The organism is Thermotoga sp. SG1 (genome assembly GCF_002865985.1).
GTDB lineage: Bacteria > Thermotogota > Thermotogae > Thermotogales > Thermotogaceae > Thermotoga.
On the sequence record NZ_LNDD01000004.1, the window covers coordinates 141903 to 157826 of the forward strand.

A 15924-nucleotide genomic window follows, 5' to 3' on the forward strand; every position below is an offset into this window, starting at 1 on the left:
TCCTAACATGCCTTTTCTATTCAATGATATCACATTCTGGAGGTGAAGTTCGTGAGGACGAACAGAGACAGACTGGTTCTCATATCGGTCGCAGGAGAGGTTGCCCCCGCCAAGATGAGGTCACCGTACAGTGTGACGACTGAGGGAAAGGTGAAGGTCATACCGGTCCTCGGGGGGATCACCTACAACGTGAAAGTGGGAGACAGTGCCTATGGATGGGAAGGGGATCATGTGGAGCCGGGAGTTTCCGTGATGGCAAGAAAGAAAGAAGAGGAGATACCCTTCATGACACTGCCCTGTATAGGAAACGAAGTGATCGTGATGTCCGGGGATGCGAAGGGAAGCAGGGGAGTGGTGACAGGAAAACACGGTGGCGTGAACCACGTACTCGTTCACTTCGATGACGAAGTTCTGGAAAAACTCATGGTGGGAGACAAAGTTTTGATAAAGGCGTGGGGGCAGGGACTGAAACTTCTGGATCATCCCGATGTGAAAGTGATGAACATCGATCCAGACCTCTTTGAAAAGATCGGAATCGTTGAAAAAGACGGAAAGCTTCACGTTCCAGTTGTGGCGAAAGTTCCCGCCCATTTGATGGGCTCTGGTATCGGTGCGTCAAGCAGTGCCTCGACAGATTACGATATAATGGCTCTGGATCCCCGTGAGGTGGGAGTGGAAGATCTCAGACTCGGTGATATCGTGGCAATAATGGACCACGACAACTCCTACGGAGTTGGAAAGTACAGAAAGGGTATGATTTCAATAGGTATCGTGGTGCATTCTGCATGCGTTTCGTCAGGGCACGGCCCCGGTGTGGTCGTGATCATGACGGGAGAAGAATCGGTGCTGGTTCCTGAGGTTGTGGAAAGATCGAACATATCTGACCATTTGAGGTGATAGGATGTTTCCCCTCTACGATGTCCTTCCAAGCAGAAAAAGCCCTTACATTACGATCGCATTGATCGTGGTGAACGTTATCGTTTTTATCTATGAACTCATTTTGAACGACAGAGAACTCCTCGTTTTCATGTACAGATACGGACTCGTTCCCGCCCGGTACACTGTGGAACGGGTGCGGGAGGCCCTGGGGTTTTCTCTCTTTCCATTCATAAGCCACATGTTCCTTCACGGTGGGTTCTGGCATTTACTTGGAAACATGTGGTTTCTCTGGATCTTCGGTGACAACACGGAAGATGAGATGGGACATGTGGGATACCTGCTCTTCTATCTGTCCGCCGGTGTGTTTGCGGCCCTCACTCAGTTTGTGTTCACCTTTCATTCAACAACACCCATGGTCGGAGCTTCCGGTGCTGTTTCAGGGGTCATGGGGGCGTATTTCGTTCTTTTTCCGTACTCACGGATCGTAACACTCTTTCCCTTTTTCTTCTTCCTGACACTGGTTGAGATTCCAGCCTTCTACTATCTCATGATTTGGTTCTTCATACAGGTGATGAACAGTCTTGTCGGATCTTACGGCGTAGCCTGGTGGGCACACATAGGAGGATTTGTCTACGGCATGCTGTGGGGGTATATTTTAAGGATGAGAAGATATCGTAGGTACAGATATTGATTGGGAGGAGTCGTCATGACCAGAGGAAAGAGTAAATACATCGTAGTCTTTGGATGTGGAAGACTCGGTGCATCGATAGCGAATCTTGCTTCATCACTGGGGCACAGTGTGGTGGTTGTGGACAGGAACGAATATGCCTTCCACAGGCTCAATTCTGAATTTTCAGGATTCACGATAGTTGGGGACGCTGCAGAGTACGAAACCCTCAAAGAGAGCGGCATGGAAAAAGCGGATATGGTTTTTGCCTTCACAAACGACGACAGCACAAACTTTTTCGTTTCCATGAACGCCCGTCACATGTTCGGAGTTAAGAAGGTGATCGCGAGGGTTTACGATCCCGAGAAGATAAAGATCTTTGAGGAGCATGGAATAGACACGATATGCCCTGCCATTCTGATGATGGAGAAAGTGAAAGGATACGTTGTGGGGAGTGACCAGGATTGAAGGTGATTATAATTGGAGGAGAAACAACAGCGTACTATCTGGCGCGTTCCATGACATCCCGAAGGTACGGTGTGGTGTTGATAAACAAGGACAGAGAACTCTGTGAAGAGTTCGCTAAAAAGTTGAAGGCAACGGTGATACACGGAGACGGAAGTCAGAAAGAGGTGCTCAGAGATGCAGAGCCTTCGAAAAACGATGTGGTGGTGATCCTCACTCCCAGAGATGAGGTGAACCTCTTCATAGCCCAGCTGGCGATGAAAGAGTTCGGAGTAAGGCGTGTGGTGAGTCTGGTGAACGATCCCGGAAATATAGAGATTTTCAAAAGAATGGGTATTACAACCGTTCTGAACCTCACCACGCTGATAACAAACACTGTGGAGGCCTTGATCTTTCCTGAAGAGTTTTCCAGCATTGTTCCACTGGAGCAGGGAATAGAGTTTCTGAACGTGACCGTGGATGAAGAAAACCCGGTGACCGGTAAAAAGTTGAAAGACCTGAATCTGCCCAGGGACTGCATTGTGGCAGCCATCGTTCGAGGGGGAGTTCTTGTTGTCCCCAGAGGAGATACGGAAATACTTCCCGGTGATAAACTGTACGTGATAGCGAACAGAGAAACCAAAGAAAAAGTGGAAGAAGTTCTGCTTGGAAGGTGACCGAAGTTGGAAGACATCCTGACGAGCACGAAGCACAGGTTGAAGGTGGTCTTCTGGTACGTGGGCCAGCTTCTCGTGTGGTTTCCGGTTATTTTGCTTTCACCGGCGATCTTCGTGTTCTTTTATCCCGACGAATGGTACTACATAACCTCGTTTCTTGTACCTTCTATCGCTTCTTTTATCCTGGGAATGCTTCTCAAAAAGACCTCCAGGCTGAAAGAAACGCACGTGGTAGGATACCAAGAGGGAGCCGTCATCGTCGTCACAACGTGGGTGGCCGCGGTGATTCTCTCAGCTATACCCTTTGTTGTAGCGGGTTTTCTGGACTTTTATCAGGCGCTTTTTGAGGCAACGAGTGGCTGGACAACAACCGGACTCACCATGTTCCCGGATGTTGAAAGTCTTCCACACATTTTCCTTGCCTGGAGAAGCATCATGCAGTTCATCGGAGGGGCGGGATTTGCGGTCATCATGCTCGCCACCCTCATAGGCCCTCTGGGGGCTTCCCTCTATGGTTCAGAGGGTAGAGTTGACAACATTCTTCCCAACGTGACACAGTCCACCAAGGTGATAATGGTCATATACGTGACCTACGCTGCAGCCGGTATGCTGGCACTTCATTTTGCGGGCATGCCGTGGTTTGACGCCTTCAATCACTCGCTCACCGCCCTCGCAACGGGGGGATTTTCTGTGAGAAACACCAGCATAGGCTACTACAACAGCGTACCGATAGAGGTGATAACAATCGTTCTGATGATCCTTGGAGGAACGGGTTTTGGAATACACTACACCCTCTGGAAGGGAAACCTCAAGGCCTTTCTGAAAAACGGTGAACCCTGGCTCATGGGTTCCACCGTTGTCATCACGTCACTGTTTCTGCTTCCCCAAGCAAAGAAGGTGTTTCAAGAAAAAGCGTTGAGATATGTTGTGTTTCAGGTGGTGTCTGCTATAACGGGTACTGGGTTTTCGAACACCGACCTTTCACCGTGGGTGGGTCTGTTTCCCATCGGGATCTTTCTGCTCACGGTCATCATGATGCTCGGAGGCATGATGGATTCAACAGCAGGTGGATTGAAACAGTTCAGGGTGTTCGTGATGTTGAAAATGATATACCAGTCAATACGGGGATTCATTGGTCCAAGGAGACGGGTGGAAAAGATCATCGTCTGGAAAGGGGAATCTCGAAGAACGATCGACAACGGCATCATCAAAGACATGTTCGTTTTCTTCGGGATTTACGCCCTGACCTACCTGATCGGTGCTCTGATTCTCATGAGTTATGGGTACGATCCTCTTGTTTCTATGTTCGAATTTTCTTCCGCTATGAACGGAGTGGGACTTTCGGTGGGGCTCACAAGGCCAGAGCTTCCCAGAGGCGTACTTTGGACCATGATCGTGGGAATGTTCCTTGGCAGGCTGGAATTTCTGGTGGTCTTCTACGCGATAGCGAGGATCATAAGAGATGTGAAGATCCTCTTTGAGGAGTGTGGAGGTGAGAACAGTTGAAATACAGGAGAATAAAAGGAACAAACGATGTCTTTGGAGAGGAAATATGGTACTGGAGGTTCGTGGAGGAGACCTTCAGAGAAGTCTGTGAAAGTTTCGGGATGGAGGAAATCAGAACCCCCATCTTTGAGCAGACGGAGCTCTTCGTGAGAAGCGTTGGAGAAGAGTCGGACATCGTTCAAAAAGAAATGTACACCTTCGAAGACAAGGGTGGCAGAAGCATCACACTGAGACCGGAAGGAACAGCCCCCATCGTGAGGGCCTTTCTTGAGAACTCTTTTGTAAACAGGGGTTTCCAGCAGAGGTACTACTACATAGGTCCGATGTTTCGCTACGAGAAACCTCAATCCGGCAGGTTGAGGCAGTTCCACCAGGTGGGGTTCGAGATCTTCGGATCTGAGTCTCCCGGAGCAGACCTCGAAACGATCCTGGCGGTCGACAGTTTTCTGAAGAGACTCGGTCTCACAAAGTACACCATTCATCTGAACTCCATAGGGTGTCCAGAGTGCAGGAAAAATTACCGTGAAGCTCTGAGAGAATACTACGGAAAGCATCTGAACGATCTCTGTGACGATTGCAAAAGGCGCTACGAGACGAACATCTTGAGGTTGCTCGATTGCAAAATAGATCACGAACTTGCTCTGAACGCACCGAAGAGTACCGACTACCTCTGCGAACCATGCAGAGAACATTACGAAAAACTGAAAGACTATCTGAACGAATTCGAAATAAAGTACGTGGAAGATCACACGCTCGTGAGAGGACTGGACTACTACACAAGAACTGTTTTTGAAGTAAGGCACGAGGGACTCGGTGCACAGAACGCCATAGCCGGCGGTGGCAGGTACGATGGATTGTTCTCCGATCTCGGTGGTGGCACCGTTCCTGCGCTGGGTTTTGCTGGAGGAATAGAGAGGATCGTTCTCGCCTTGAAGGCGGAAGGAATAGAGGTTCCCAGGAAAAACGTTCACTACCTCTACGTTGCAACCGTGGGTGAGGACGCCTTCAAAGAAGGTATGAAACTCGCCATGGAGTTGAGAAAGAAAAAGAAAGGGTTGAACGTGGATGTGGATATCATGAACAGGAAGTTGTCGGGGCAATTGAAGCACGCAGACCGACTCGGTGCAAAGTACGTGGTCATAGTTGGAGATGAAGAGTTGAAGAAAGGTGTGGTCGTACTCCGGAACCTTGAAACGGGAGACCAGGTGGAGATAGATAAGGAATTCGCCATCGAATACATCTTCGAAAAGGCTTCAAAAGAATGATGCTATACTTAAAATTGGGTGGATCGAATTGAAAATCCTGGTGGGTTCACCGGTGTCTCTGGAGGAATTCGAATCTGTAGATCTTTTCGTGTCGTGGCTGGACGTGATACCGGACAACGCCACGTTTTCCGTTGTGGGCACTGAGAAGTTCTTCATTGTTGGAAGGAACGGAAAAGAGTGGAAGAAAGGCTACGAATTTGGAATCGTGGACATCGGTGTAAGGGCACTTGTGGTGGGAGGGGAACTCGCCCTCTATCCGGAAGCGTTCTATATAGCGAAGGAAAACGGTGCAAAACTCGTCATTGGCTTCAGTGAGGCTCACAGCTTCGCGGATTTCAACTTCATCAAAGCAAAATTCTGGGCACACACGCAGGAAACGGAACTCATTTCCATCTCGCTCCTGAACTTTCAGGGAAGGGTCTACAACAACATCTACTTTCCACTGGAGAAAACAAAAAACAAAACGGGTGTTGTGGCGGAAGGAATAGCCCCTGTTTTTCTTGAGTTTGGAAGTGATTAGCTTTGGGAGAATCCGAGAATGTTTGAAGGATTGCTATGGAGTCTGGCAAAGAAGAAACTGATTCCAAAAAGAAAGATCTCACGGGTGCACCGAAAAAGGAAGGGTGTAAAGAGGGTTGTGTGCGTGCTTTTTCCGCTGAGTCAGACCTTCAGATCTGCGGACGAATTCATCGATGGCCTTATGGAAGTTGTTCGTGAGGATCTTTCCTTTGCCGATATGCTGATATTCCCAAGACTGACCGGAAATCTACTGATGGGGGTATCTCCTCTCAAAATCGAAAGGTTTGAAAAACTGGAACCTTTCTACGTGGATCTGCTCAGGTACATATCGAAGAATCTGGTCATTCCTGTGATCTCGCCCGGCGTGGAAACCTTCAGATCGGTCCCGGATGTTCTGGTGGTGAAGAACGGGGAGGTCCAGCAACGTCACGCGCCCGATGGTGGTCATCTCGTCGTTGATCTGGATGACTGGCGCGTGGCAATCCTGAAAAAAGAGGAAACATTTTCCTCAAAGAGTCTGCGACCTCTTGTGGAGAAAGATGTGTTCACCTTCATACATTTTGAACTGGAAACGGAGGAAAAGGACTGGTGGAATGAGAAGAGAGGTCTGTGGGCCAGATCTCAGAGCCTCGAGGTGTTTGGAATAAAGCTCTCTCCAAAGGGGACTTTTCGAAACAGATCCTACAAAGGGAAAAGTTACATCAGCGCTCCCATTCCCCTCACGCCGAATCTTACGGGCTTCCTGAGGCAAGACGGTGGCGTGAAAATGTCAGCCGATCTTGAACTGGAACTCCTGAAGGAAAGAAGGCACAGGATAGATACGGTAAAACACATCCTTTTCAGAGGATGAGATCCTGCAGACGTGGAGGTGCAGAAAGTGCTGGTAAACATGGTCAGCGAAAGGGTTGAAAGGGTTGTTTCCAAGCAGTACGGCACGACCGTGGACTTCGAAATCGAGGTGCCCCCCAGGAAGGAGTTTGGAGACCTTTCCACCAACGTTGCCATGAAACTGGCAAAACACCTGAAGAAGAATCCATGGGAGATCGCACAGGAGATCGCCGGCTTGCTCAGTGAGGACAGTATGTTCGACAGAATAGAGGTTATGGGACCTGGCTTTATAAACTTCTTTCTCTCGAACAAAATTCTTCAGGAAGTTGTGAAAACGATCCTTGAGCAGGGAGAAGAGTACGGAAGAGAGAACGTGGGAAAGGGATTGAAGGTACAGTTCGAATATGGGAGCGCAAATCCCACGGGTCCCTTTACGGTGGGGCATGGAAGGCAGATCGTGATCGGAGATGTGCTCTCGGAGGTTTTCAAAGAACTCGGCTACGACGTTACGAGGGAGATGTACATAAACGATGCGGGAAAACAAATAAAACTCCTTGCACAGTCACTCTGGGTAAGGTACAACGAACTTCTTGGGGTGAAGATGGAAATACCAGAGGGTGGTTATCGCGGTGAGTACCTTGTGGATATAGCGAAAGAGCTGGTAAATGAAATAGGAGACAGATACAAAAACGTGTGGAACGAAGAGGTGGAAGAGTTCTTCAAAAACGCCGCACTCGATCGGATCCTTTCTTCCATGAAGAACACACTGGAGAGGATGGGATCGTCGTTCGATGTCTATTATTCCGAGAAGAGTCTCATAGAGGATGGCACCGTCGAGGAGGTTCTGAGGATACTGAAGGAGAAGGATCTGGTTTACGAAAAAGACGGTGCTCTGTGGCTCAAGGTGTCGAAGTTTGTAGAAGAAGATGACAAGGTGCTTGTGAGGAGTGATGGAACTTACACGTACTTCATGACCGACATCGCCTATCATTACAAAAAGTACAGGAGGGGCTTTAAGAGGGTCTACGACATCTGGGGAAGTGACCATCACGGACACATCCCGCGAATGAAGGCGGCGATGAAAGCACTCGACATACCGGATGATTTCTTCAACGTCATTCTCCATCAGTTCGTCACACTGAAGCGCGGTGGAGAAATCGTCCGCATGTCCACAAGAGCGGGAGAGTTCATCACTCTGGACGAACTTCTGGATGAAGTGGGAAAAGACGCAGCGCGTTACTTCTTCGCCATGGTGGACCCGAACAACCACATGGTTTTCGACATAGATCTTGCCAAAGCAAAGACCATGGACAATCCCGTTTATTACGTTCAGTACGCACACGCGAGAATATCGAATCTTTTCCTGAACGCAGAGAAAAAAGGTGTTGAGTTCGAACGGGGCAAAGATCTTGAACTTCTTGGAAACGAGGAAGAGAGGGTTCTGATGAGAAACCTCGGCATGTTCAGCAGCGCCTTGAAAGAAGTGGCAAAGATGTTTTCCCCCAACAGACTCACCAACTACCTTCAGATTCTTTCGGAATCTTTCCACGTGTTCTACACAAAGCACGTGATCGTCGATCCTGAAAACAGAGCGCTCTCGAACGCCAGGTTGAATCTTGCTCTTGCAACCAAGATCGTACTGAAAAAGGGCCTGAAACTCCTTGGAGTCTCAGCACCAGAAAGGATGTGACAGATGCTGGAGCACGTCAGAATAGACAAAATGGTCAACGGAGGATACGGACTTGCCCGCCTCCAGAATGGAAAGATCGTCCTTGTGGAAGGAGCATATCCCGGGGAAGAGGCATTGATCAAAACGTTCCGAGAAAAGAAGGACTTTGCGTTCGCAAAGGTAGTGTCCCTGATAAAAGAATCGGAGGATCGAGTTAAACCTCCCTGTAGGCACTTTGGTCGTTGTGGTGGCTGTCACTGGATGGACATCAGATACGAAAAACAGCTCCTTTACAAAAAAGAAATCGTCGAAGATCTCTTCGAAAGAATGAAACTGGACGTTGAAGTGGAGGACGTGGAACCGAGTGATCTTGTGTTTCATTACAGAACGAAAATGGAATTCCATCTTCAAGAAAGAAGGCTCGGTCTGAAACGGCGAGGTTCCGATTTTGTGATAGATATCAGATCCTGTGAGGTTGCTCCGGAAGGGACCGGTGAAATACTGGAGATCGTCAGAAAGGCAGTTCAGGTGCTGAACATACCGGTTTACAATCGTCTGACCAGGAAAGGCGTGCTGAAACACGTTGTCATCAGATACGCTTTCAGCACGGACCAGTTCATGGTCATCTTCGTGACCAAAACGGAGTCCTTCCCATGGGGAAAGAGCCTGGTTCAGGCCATTTTGAAGGATATTCCGAAAGTACACTCGATCATACATGTGATGAATTCGAAAGATTCCGTTGTCCTGAGAGGCCCCTACAGGACCCTCTACGGAGAAGGGGTGATAGTGGAAGAGTTCGACTGGGAAAAATTCCAGATTCCACCCACTGCTTTCTTTCAGAGTAACTATTCGGTTACCTCTAAACTTATAGACCACGTCTACAGGGAACTGGACCTGCAGGGGAACGAAGTGGTGCTCGATCTTTACGCAGGAATTGGAACGTTTTCGATGAGGACATCTTACTCTTCGGCAAAAGTAGTTGCTGTTGAATCAAGCAGAGTAGCTGTGAAGGCGGGAAAAGCCAACGCGAACGTGAACGGTCGAAGGAACATAGAGTACGTGGAAAGCGACGTGCTGGAGTTCCTGAAGTCTTACCAGGGCAGAGCGGACAAAGTGATCCTGGACCCTCCTAGATCAGGAGCGGGGCTGAATGTGATGAAAGAGATCCTGAGGCTTTCTCCTGAAAGAGTTGTCTACGTCTCCTGCGAGCCTTCCACACTGGTAAGGGATGTTCAGTTTCTCCAGAATGAGGGCTACTCCGTTGTACGTGTAAAACCCTTTGACATGTTTCCTCAGACCTACCACGTGGAGACGGTCGTGACACTGGTGAAGGGGGAACGTTGATGTTTGGACTTGCGCTTTCTCTGATCTTTTCCATCCTTTCGTGGAAGGAGAGCTTTTTGCTTTCGATCCTTGTTCTTGTGATCTCCCTGTTTTTTCTTTCGGACAAAAGGGAAAAAAACAGGAACATCTTCTATGTAAGCCTCGTGTTCCTTTTGATTTTAGAAGTGTTCGAATACTTGAAGGGTGTGAGTTACGATCTGGCAGAGACGTACCTTGTGGTCTCCTTCATCTTTCTCGTCGTCTCTGATTTTATGAAGAAAAGGGTGGAAAATTTGATTTTCATGGCGATCTTCTGGTTTTTCGTTTCGCTATCACTCTGGAGGGTGGCAAGCGTAAGATATCCCGGTGCCTCTTATCTTGTTTTCCCTGCCGTGGCACTCATATTTTTGAGAGATGTCTTCAGGAGGGAGAGAGATGGTAGAAAGATACGCATTGTCTCCGATGAAGGAGCTGTGGACGGAGGAGGCGAAGTACAGAAGGTGGCTGGAAGTGGAACTGGCGGTGATGAAAGCCTACGAAGAACTGGGAACGATTCCGAAAGGAGTGACGGAAAGGGTAAAAAATAAGGCCAGAATAGATGTGGAACTCTTCAAGAAGATAGAAGAGAGGACTAACCACGATGTCGTGGCTTTTGTTGAAGGAATCGGAACGATGATCGGAGAAGATTCCAGGTTTTTCCACTACGGTCTCACCTCCTCGGATGTTCTCGACACTGCTAACTCTCTGGCGCTCGTCGAAGCTGGAAAGATCCTGCTTGATGCTCTGAAAAGGCTCTGCGACGCACTCTGGAATACGGCGAACAGGTACAAGTACACTCCAACGATTGGTAGAACGCACGGCGTACACGCAGAACCCACTTCCTTCGGACTGAAAGTACTCGGCTGGTATTCAGAGATGAAAAGGAACGTTCTTCGACTGGAAAGGGCGATCGAGGAAGTATCCTACGGAAAAATAAGCGGAGCCGTCGGGAATTATGCGAACGTGCCCCCCGAAGTCGAAGAGAGGGCTCTCTCCTACCTTGGACTCAAGCCAGAGCCCGTTTCGACCCAGGTGGTCCCGCGCGACCGACACGCTCATTATCTTGCCACGCTGGGAATCATCGCGGCCGGAATTGAAAGAATCGCCGTTGAGATAAGACACCTTCAAAAAACGGAAGTACTCGAGGTAGAAGAACCTTTCAAAGAAGGCCAGAGAGGTTCAAGCGCTATGCCCCACAAGAAGAATCCCATCATTTGTGAACGATTGACAGGACTTTCCAGAATGATGCGAACCTTCGTGGGACCTGGCCTGGAGAACATTGCTCTCTGGCATGAAAGGGACATCTCTCACTCCTCGGTTGAAAGATACATCTTCCCGGACGCAACTCAAACGCTTTACTACATGATAGTCACTGCAACGAAAGTGATCAAAGATATGAAGGTGAACGAGGAAAGAATGAAGAAGAACCTGAATCTCACGAAAGGGCTCGTGTTTTCCCAGAGGGTTCTTCTGAAACTCATAGAGAAGGGACTGACGAGAAAGGAAGCGTACGATATCGTTCAGAGAAACGCCCTGAAAACATGGGAATCTGAAAAACACTTCCTCGAACACCTGCTCGAGGACGAAGATGTGAAAAGACTCGTTACCGAGGAGGAACTGAGAGAACTCTTCGATGCATCCTATTATCTGAGGTACGTGGACAGGATCTTCGAACGTTTTGAAAAGGAGTGAAGTGAATGAACCGCGTTGTTGTGGGACTTCAGTGGGGAGACGAAGGAAAGGGAAAAGTTGTGACGTACCTTTCCAGGTATCACGATATCGTGGTAAGGTACTCAGGTGGAGCAAACGCCGGTCATACGGTGAATTACGGAACGTTCAAAGTGGTCCACCACCTTCTTCCATCCGCAGACTTCACCAAAAATGTAGGAGTGGCCATAGGAAACGGTGTTCTTTTGGACCCTCAGGTGTTTACGAAGGAACTGATCGAGCTGAAGGAAAGGTTTCCTGAATACTCGGGAGATATTTTCATTTCCGAGAACGCACACGTGGTTCTTCCCGTGCACAAGGAAGTGGATCAGAGGGTGGACGAGGTTCTGAAAATAGGTACCACAAAAAGAGGAATCGGTCCTGCGTGCGCTGACCGGGTCATGAGAGCAAATGTGAGGATCACCGAACTCTACGATGAAAAAAAGGCCAGGACCCTTCTTGAGAAAAACCTTTCCCTGAAAAGCCTCTACAACCTCACCTTCGATGTTGAAAAGATACTGGATGACCTTCTGAACTTTTATAACGTCATAAAGGATTTTGTCGTCTCTTCGATCCAGATGAAAAGAATTCTCGAAGAAAAAAGCGTTCTTTTCGAGGGTACTCAAGGGGTCCTTCTTGATCTCGATGTGGGAACGTACCCGTACGTTACGAGTATGAACTGTTCTTCGTCGGGTGTGAGCGCAGGTATAGGGTTCCCGGTGAAGATAGACGAAACGATCGGTGTCTTCAAGGCGTACACAACGAGGGTGGGGGAAGGACCGTTTCCGACAGAGCTTTTTGGAGAAGAGGGGGAAGCGCTGAGAAGGGCCGGACACGAATACGGATCCACCACGGGTCGTCCAAGAAGGTGTGGATGGCTCGATCTTCCACTCCTCAACTACGCAATAGAAATAGCCGGTGTTGACACACTCGTCATGACGAAGGCAGACGTTATGAACGGTTTTGATAAAGTGAAAGTCTGTGTGAGATACAAAGACGGCAAAGAACTGCTTTCTCTCAAAGACCTGGAGAAAAAAGAGCCCGTTTATGAAACCTTCAATGGATGGAAATCACTTGAAAGCAAAGAGTTCGATCGTTTTGTGAACTTCATAGAAAGAGAAACGGGAAGACCGATAAAATACATATCCACGGGCGAAAAAATAGAGGACATCGTGGAGGTGTAAAGAATGCCTTTCAATTTGAAGGGAAGGTCGCTTCTGACGCTTCTTGATTTCTCTCCTGAAGAGATCAGATACTTGCTTGACGTAGCAAAACAGGTGAAAAGGGAAAGCAGATCCAGATTGAGAACGGAAAGGTTCAGGGGTATGACGCTCGCCATGATATTCGAAAAGCGTTCTACAAGGACGAGGCTTGCCTTCGAAACCGCCTTCGCGGAGGAAGGCGGACATCCCATTTTCCTGTCACCGAACGATATACACCTCGGTGCGAAGGAATCCCTCGAAGACACCGCCCGCGTCCTTGGAAGAATGGTAGATGCCATCATGTTCAGAGGTTACAAACAAGAGACGGTGGAAACACTGATGAAATACTCTGGTGTACCCGTTTACAACGGCCTCACGGATGAATTTCATCCCACCCAGGCGCTCGCCGATCTGATGACGATAGAAGAAAACTTCGGAGGACTCAAGGGAATAAAGGTTGTCTTCATGGGTGATACCAGAAACAACGTGGCGACATCGCTTATGATCGCCTGCTCGAAGATGGGGATGAACTTTGTGGCCTGTGGCCCTGAAGAACTGAAACCAAGGCCGGAGATATACAAAAAGTGCGAAGAGATAGTGAGAGAAACAGGAGGAAGCGTATCGTTCACACCCGTTTTGGAAGAAGCTCTGAAGGACGCGGATGTGGTCTATACGGACGTGTGGGCATCCATGGGAGAAGAAGACAAAGAAAAGGAAAAAATCGTACTCTTGAAACCGTATCAGGTGAACAAAAAGGTCATGGAGATGACGGGAAAATCAGAGACGATCTTCATGCACTGTCTGCCTGCCGTGAAAGGGCAAGAAGTGACTTATGAGGTGATAGAAGGAAAACAGAGCAGAGTCTGGGACGAAGCAGAGAACAGAAAGCACACCATAAAAGCCATCATGATAGCGACCTTACTGTGAGGTGAACGAATGAATTTTCTGTACTCCATCATCGCCCTTGCGATATATCTGTTGTTCATGTTCTCAATAAATCTTTTCAGAATAAGGCGCTTTGAAAGGGCCATCTTCTTTCAATCGGTGCTTGGTTTGACCGGCGCCGTTGTAGCGTGTGTGGCGTTTCGATACGCACCGTCTTTCAAAGTGAGTTTTGCCGATCTTCACTGGTTTCTCCTCCTTCTTTTTGTGAACGTGTTCTTCATGAAAAACGGTGGGGCGAGGTTCCCTTCGTTCATGAACTGGTTCACCGTGATGATCTCTGTGGCTTTCATATCACCACTTTCTGAGGAACTCTTCTTCAGGGGAGTTCTTCTGAAACTGAATGGATACAACATATGGGTGAACGCATTCATCTTCTCGTTTCTCCACCTTTTCAACGTAATCGTTGGATTTGAGAGGTTCTTTCTGGTGAACCTCATCTACAGGTTCATCGTGGCCCTCATATTCGCTCACAGTGTTGTCGTCAGTGGATCACTGTTTCCGGCTGTTCTCTACCACGTGACCAACAATCTTGTGGCTTTCATCCTGATGACCAGGAGGGGAAGGAATGCTCGTGAGTTTCGAGGGGATAGACGGATGTGGGAAGAGCACACAGGCGAATCTGCTGGTACGGTACCTGGAGGAGAAGAAACAGAAGGTGATCCTGAGGAGGGAACCGGGGGGAACGAAGATAGGGGAGAAGATAAGAGAGATTCTGATGAAAGAGGAGATAACGCCGAAGGCTGAACTCTTTCTGTTTCTTGCTTCGAGGAACCTTCTCGTGGAGGACATCAAACACTACCTTTTCAGAGGGTACTTCGTTGTACTCGACCGATACGTGGACTCCAGCGTTGCGTACCAGGGTTTTGGAAGAAACCTCGGAAAGGAAGTCGTCGAAGAGTTGAACACCTTCGCAACGGATGGACTGATACCCGATGTGACCTTCTACATCGACATAGATGTGGAAACGGCCCTCAGAAGGAAAGGTGAACTGAATCGCTTTGAAAAAAGAGATTTCCTGGAACGAGTGAGAAAGGGCTATCTTCTCCTGGCAGAAGAGTACCCGGAGAGGATCGTTGTACTCGATGGAAAAAAAGCTGTGGAAGAGATACACAGGATGGTGGTGGAAGAGATCGAAAGAAGGTGGAAATTTGACAGTTAAACTGGCGCTGGTCGAACTGAAGAGGATCTTCAAAAGAAAGATGTCCCTCATAACGATCGTCATCACACCGGTGCTGGTGGTGTTGATTTCCCTTTTCTTCATGCAGGGGTACAACCTTCAATCCATGAAGCTCGGGATATACAACGAAGACAACAGTGTCTGGTCTTCCCTCATCTTGAGGTTCATCGGTACCATTCTGAGACAGGAAAACATCGTCAAAGTCGGAGAGGATTACGAAGATCTCCTGAAAGAAGGAAGACTCAACGCTGTTATCATCATACCCAGAGGGTTCGCGGCGAAACTCTACGCCAAACAGCCAACTCAGATGATTTTCATACCGAGTCCTGTGGATCTTCATCTGGCCGCCGCCATCTACAACGTTCTGGATTCCATCCTCGAGGACTTTCAGGGAAGTGCCTTCTTCGATCCGAATGTTCTGAGATACATTTTCACCAGTTCGGATTACCCTGTTCCCAGGCTGACACTGAAGGATTCGAGTCTCAGATTCTCCGATCTCGTCTCGCCGTTCATCATATTCTTCACTGGAATCCTGATAACCGTTTCTCTTGCGTGTGTATCTACCTTTCTAGACAGGGAAAAGAACCTCCATGAGATGTTCCTCGTCTACAACCTTTCCTGGTGGGAGTACGCCCTTGGAAAGGTCGTCGCCTACACGACCCTTGGTGTATCCGTCTCGATGGCAGCGTACGTTCTCACACGACTTCTCACCGAAAGCAGCATGAGCTTTACACTCGTTTTCTTGCTGATCGCCCTCAACTCTCTTCTTCATACTTCAGTTGGATTCATAGTTTCTTCCGTGTCTTCTGACAAGAGCCTTGCAAACATTCTGGGAGTCTCTGTGATAGGAGTTTCTCTCTTTTCGAGTGGGTTTGCCATTCCTATCAGCAATCTTCCAGAGTATCTGAAACGAATCGCCATGGCTACTCCCGTGTTCAAAACCATGTACGCCCTCAGGATCTACCAGTTAGAACACATCGTGGACATACACTCGATATCCTATGTCGGAATCTGGACGGCTGTCTTTCTTGCCCTATCGGTTTTCTCCGGAAAGTTCGTTATAAGGAGGGGTTGAGG

16 protein-coding genes and 1 pseudogene are annotated in these 15924 nt (G+C 48.5%); all 17 read left to right on the top strand.

What is annotated here, in order from left to right; genetic code table 11:
• The first annotated feature begins 51 nt into the window (after positions 1–51).
• The 17 genes and pseudogenes from AS006_RS06115 (at position 52) to AS006_RS06190 (ending at position 15922) form a co-directional block, all read left to right on the top strand.
• Positions 52–897 (top strand): DUF4438 domain-containing protein, encoded by an 846-nt coding sequence (locus AS006_RS06115; RefSeq protein ID WP_101513470.1) that lies wholly within the window; start codon positions 52–54, stop codon positions 895–897.
• 4 nt (positions 898–901) lie between these two features.
• The gene (locus AS006_RS06120; protein WP_101513471.1) at positions 902–1570 is read left to right on the top strand and encodes a rhomboid family intramembrane serine protease; all 669 of its coding nucleotides are present in this window, start codon (positions 902–904) and stop codon (positions 1568–1570) included.
• Between the two features lie 15 nt (positions 1571–1585).
• Entirely contained in the window at positions 1586–2014 is a 429-nt protein-coding gene (locus AS006_RS06125; protein ID WP_101513472.1) for a TrkA family potassium uptake protein, read from the top strand.
• A 2-nt stretch (positions 2015–2016) separates the two neighbouring features.
• Positions 2017–2667 carry a TrkA family potassium uptake protein gene (locus tag AS006_RS06130; RefSeq protein ID WP_233185689.1) on the top strand — a complete coding sequence of 217 codons (651 nt, stop codon included), beginning with the start codon at positions 2017–2019 and terminating at the stop codon, positions 2665–2667.
• A 6-nt stretch (positions 2668–2673) separates the two neighbouring features.
• Complete coding sequence (locus AS006_RS06135) at positions 2674–4173, top strand: TrkH family potassium uptake protein (protein ID WP_199167444.1); 1500 nt, start codon at positions 2674–2676, stop codon at positions 4171–4173.
• Entirely contained in the window at positions 4170–5438 is a 1269-nt protein-coding gene (gene hisS / locus AS006_RS06140; protein WP_101513474.1) for a histidine--tRNA ligase, read from the top strand. Before AS006_RS06135 ends, hisS begins: the two co-directional genes overlap by 4 nt.
• A gap of 28 nt (positions 5439–5466) precedes the next feature.
• Positions 5467–5958: a hypothetical protein gene (locus tag AS006_RS06145; RefSeq protein ID WP_101513475.1), complete on the top strand. Its 492-nt coding sequence runs from the start codon at positions 5467–5469 to the stop codon at positions 5956–5958.
• Between the two features lie 18 nt (positions 5959–5976).
• Positions 5977–6807 (top strand): hypothetical protein, encoded by an 831-nt coding sequence (locus AS006_RS06150; protein WP_101513476.1) that lies wholly within the window; start codon positions 5977–5979, stop codon positions 6805–6807.
• Positions 6808–6846: 39 nt separating this feature from the next.
• Positions 6847–8475, top strand: coding sequence for an arginine--tRNA ligase (argS, locus tag AS006_RS06155; RefSeq protein WP_369819748.1), 1629 nt, complete (start codon positions 6847–6849; stop codon positions 8473–8475).
• A 3-nt stretch (positions 8476–8478) separates the two neighbouring features.
• A complete protein-coding gene (gene rlmD, locus AS006_RS06160; RefSeq protein ID WP_101513478.1) occupies positions 8479–9798 on the top strand; it encodes a 23S rRNA (uracil(1939)-C(5))-methyltransferase RlmD in 1320 nt (439 codons plus the stop codon).
• Positions 9798–10364 (top strand): hypothetical protein, encoded by a 567-nt coding sequence (locus tag AS006_RS09635; RefSeq protein ID WP_233185672.1) that lies wholly within the window; start codon positions 9798–9800, stop codon positions 10362–10364. Before rlmD ends, AS006_RS09635 begins: the two co-directional genes overlap by 1 nt.
• Complete coding sequence (gene purB / locus AS006_RS06165) at positions 10249–11508, top strand: adenylosuccinate lyase (RefSeq protein ID WP_233185690.1); 1260 nt, start codon at positions 10249–10251, stop codon at positions 11506–11508. The genes AS006_RS09635 and purB overlap by 116 nt, the downstream gene beginning before the upstream one ends.
• A gap of 5 nt (positions 11509–11513) precedes the next feature.
• Positions 11514–12707: an adenylosuccinate synthase gene (locus AS006_RS06170; RefSeq protein WP_101513480.1), complete on the top strand. Its 1194-nt coding sequence runs from the start codon at positions 11514–11516 to the stop codon at positions 12705–12707.
• A gap of 3 nt (positions 12708–12710) precedes the next feature.
• Positions 12711–13652: an ornithine carbamoyltransferase gene (gene argF, locus AS006_RS06175; RefSeq protein ID WP_101513481.1), complete on the top strand. Its 942-nt coding sequence runs from the start codon at positions 12711–12713 to the stop codon at positions 13650–13652.
• Between the two features lie 288 nt (positions 13653–13940).
• A pseudogene (locus AS006_RS09640) lies at positions 13941–14192 on the top strand (type II CAAX prenyl endopeptidase Rce1 family protein); the annotation flags it as partial.
• Positions 14193–14235: 43 nt separating this feature from the next.
• A complete protein-coding gene (gene tmk / locus AS006_RS06185; RefSeq protein ID WP_101513483.1) occupies positions 14236–14829 on the top strand; it encodes a dTMP kinase in 594 nt (197 codons plus the stop codon).
• Positions 14753–15922: an ABC transporter permease gene (locus AS006_RS06190; protein ID WP_233185673.1), complete on the top strand. Its 1170-nt coding sequence runs from the start codon at positions 14753–14755 to the stop codon at positions 15920–15922. The genes tmk and AS006_RS06190 overlap by 77 nt, the downstream gene beginning before the upstream one ends.
• The last annotated feature ends 2 nt before the right edge of the window (positions 15923–15924 follow it).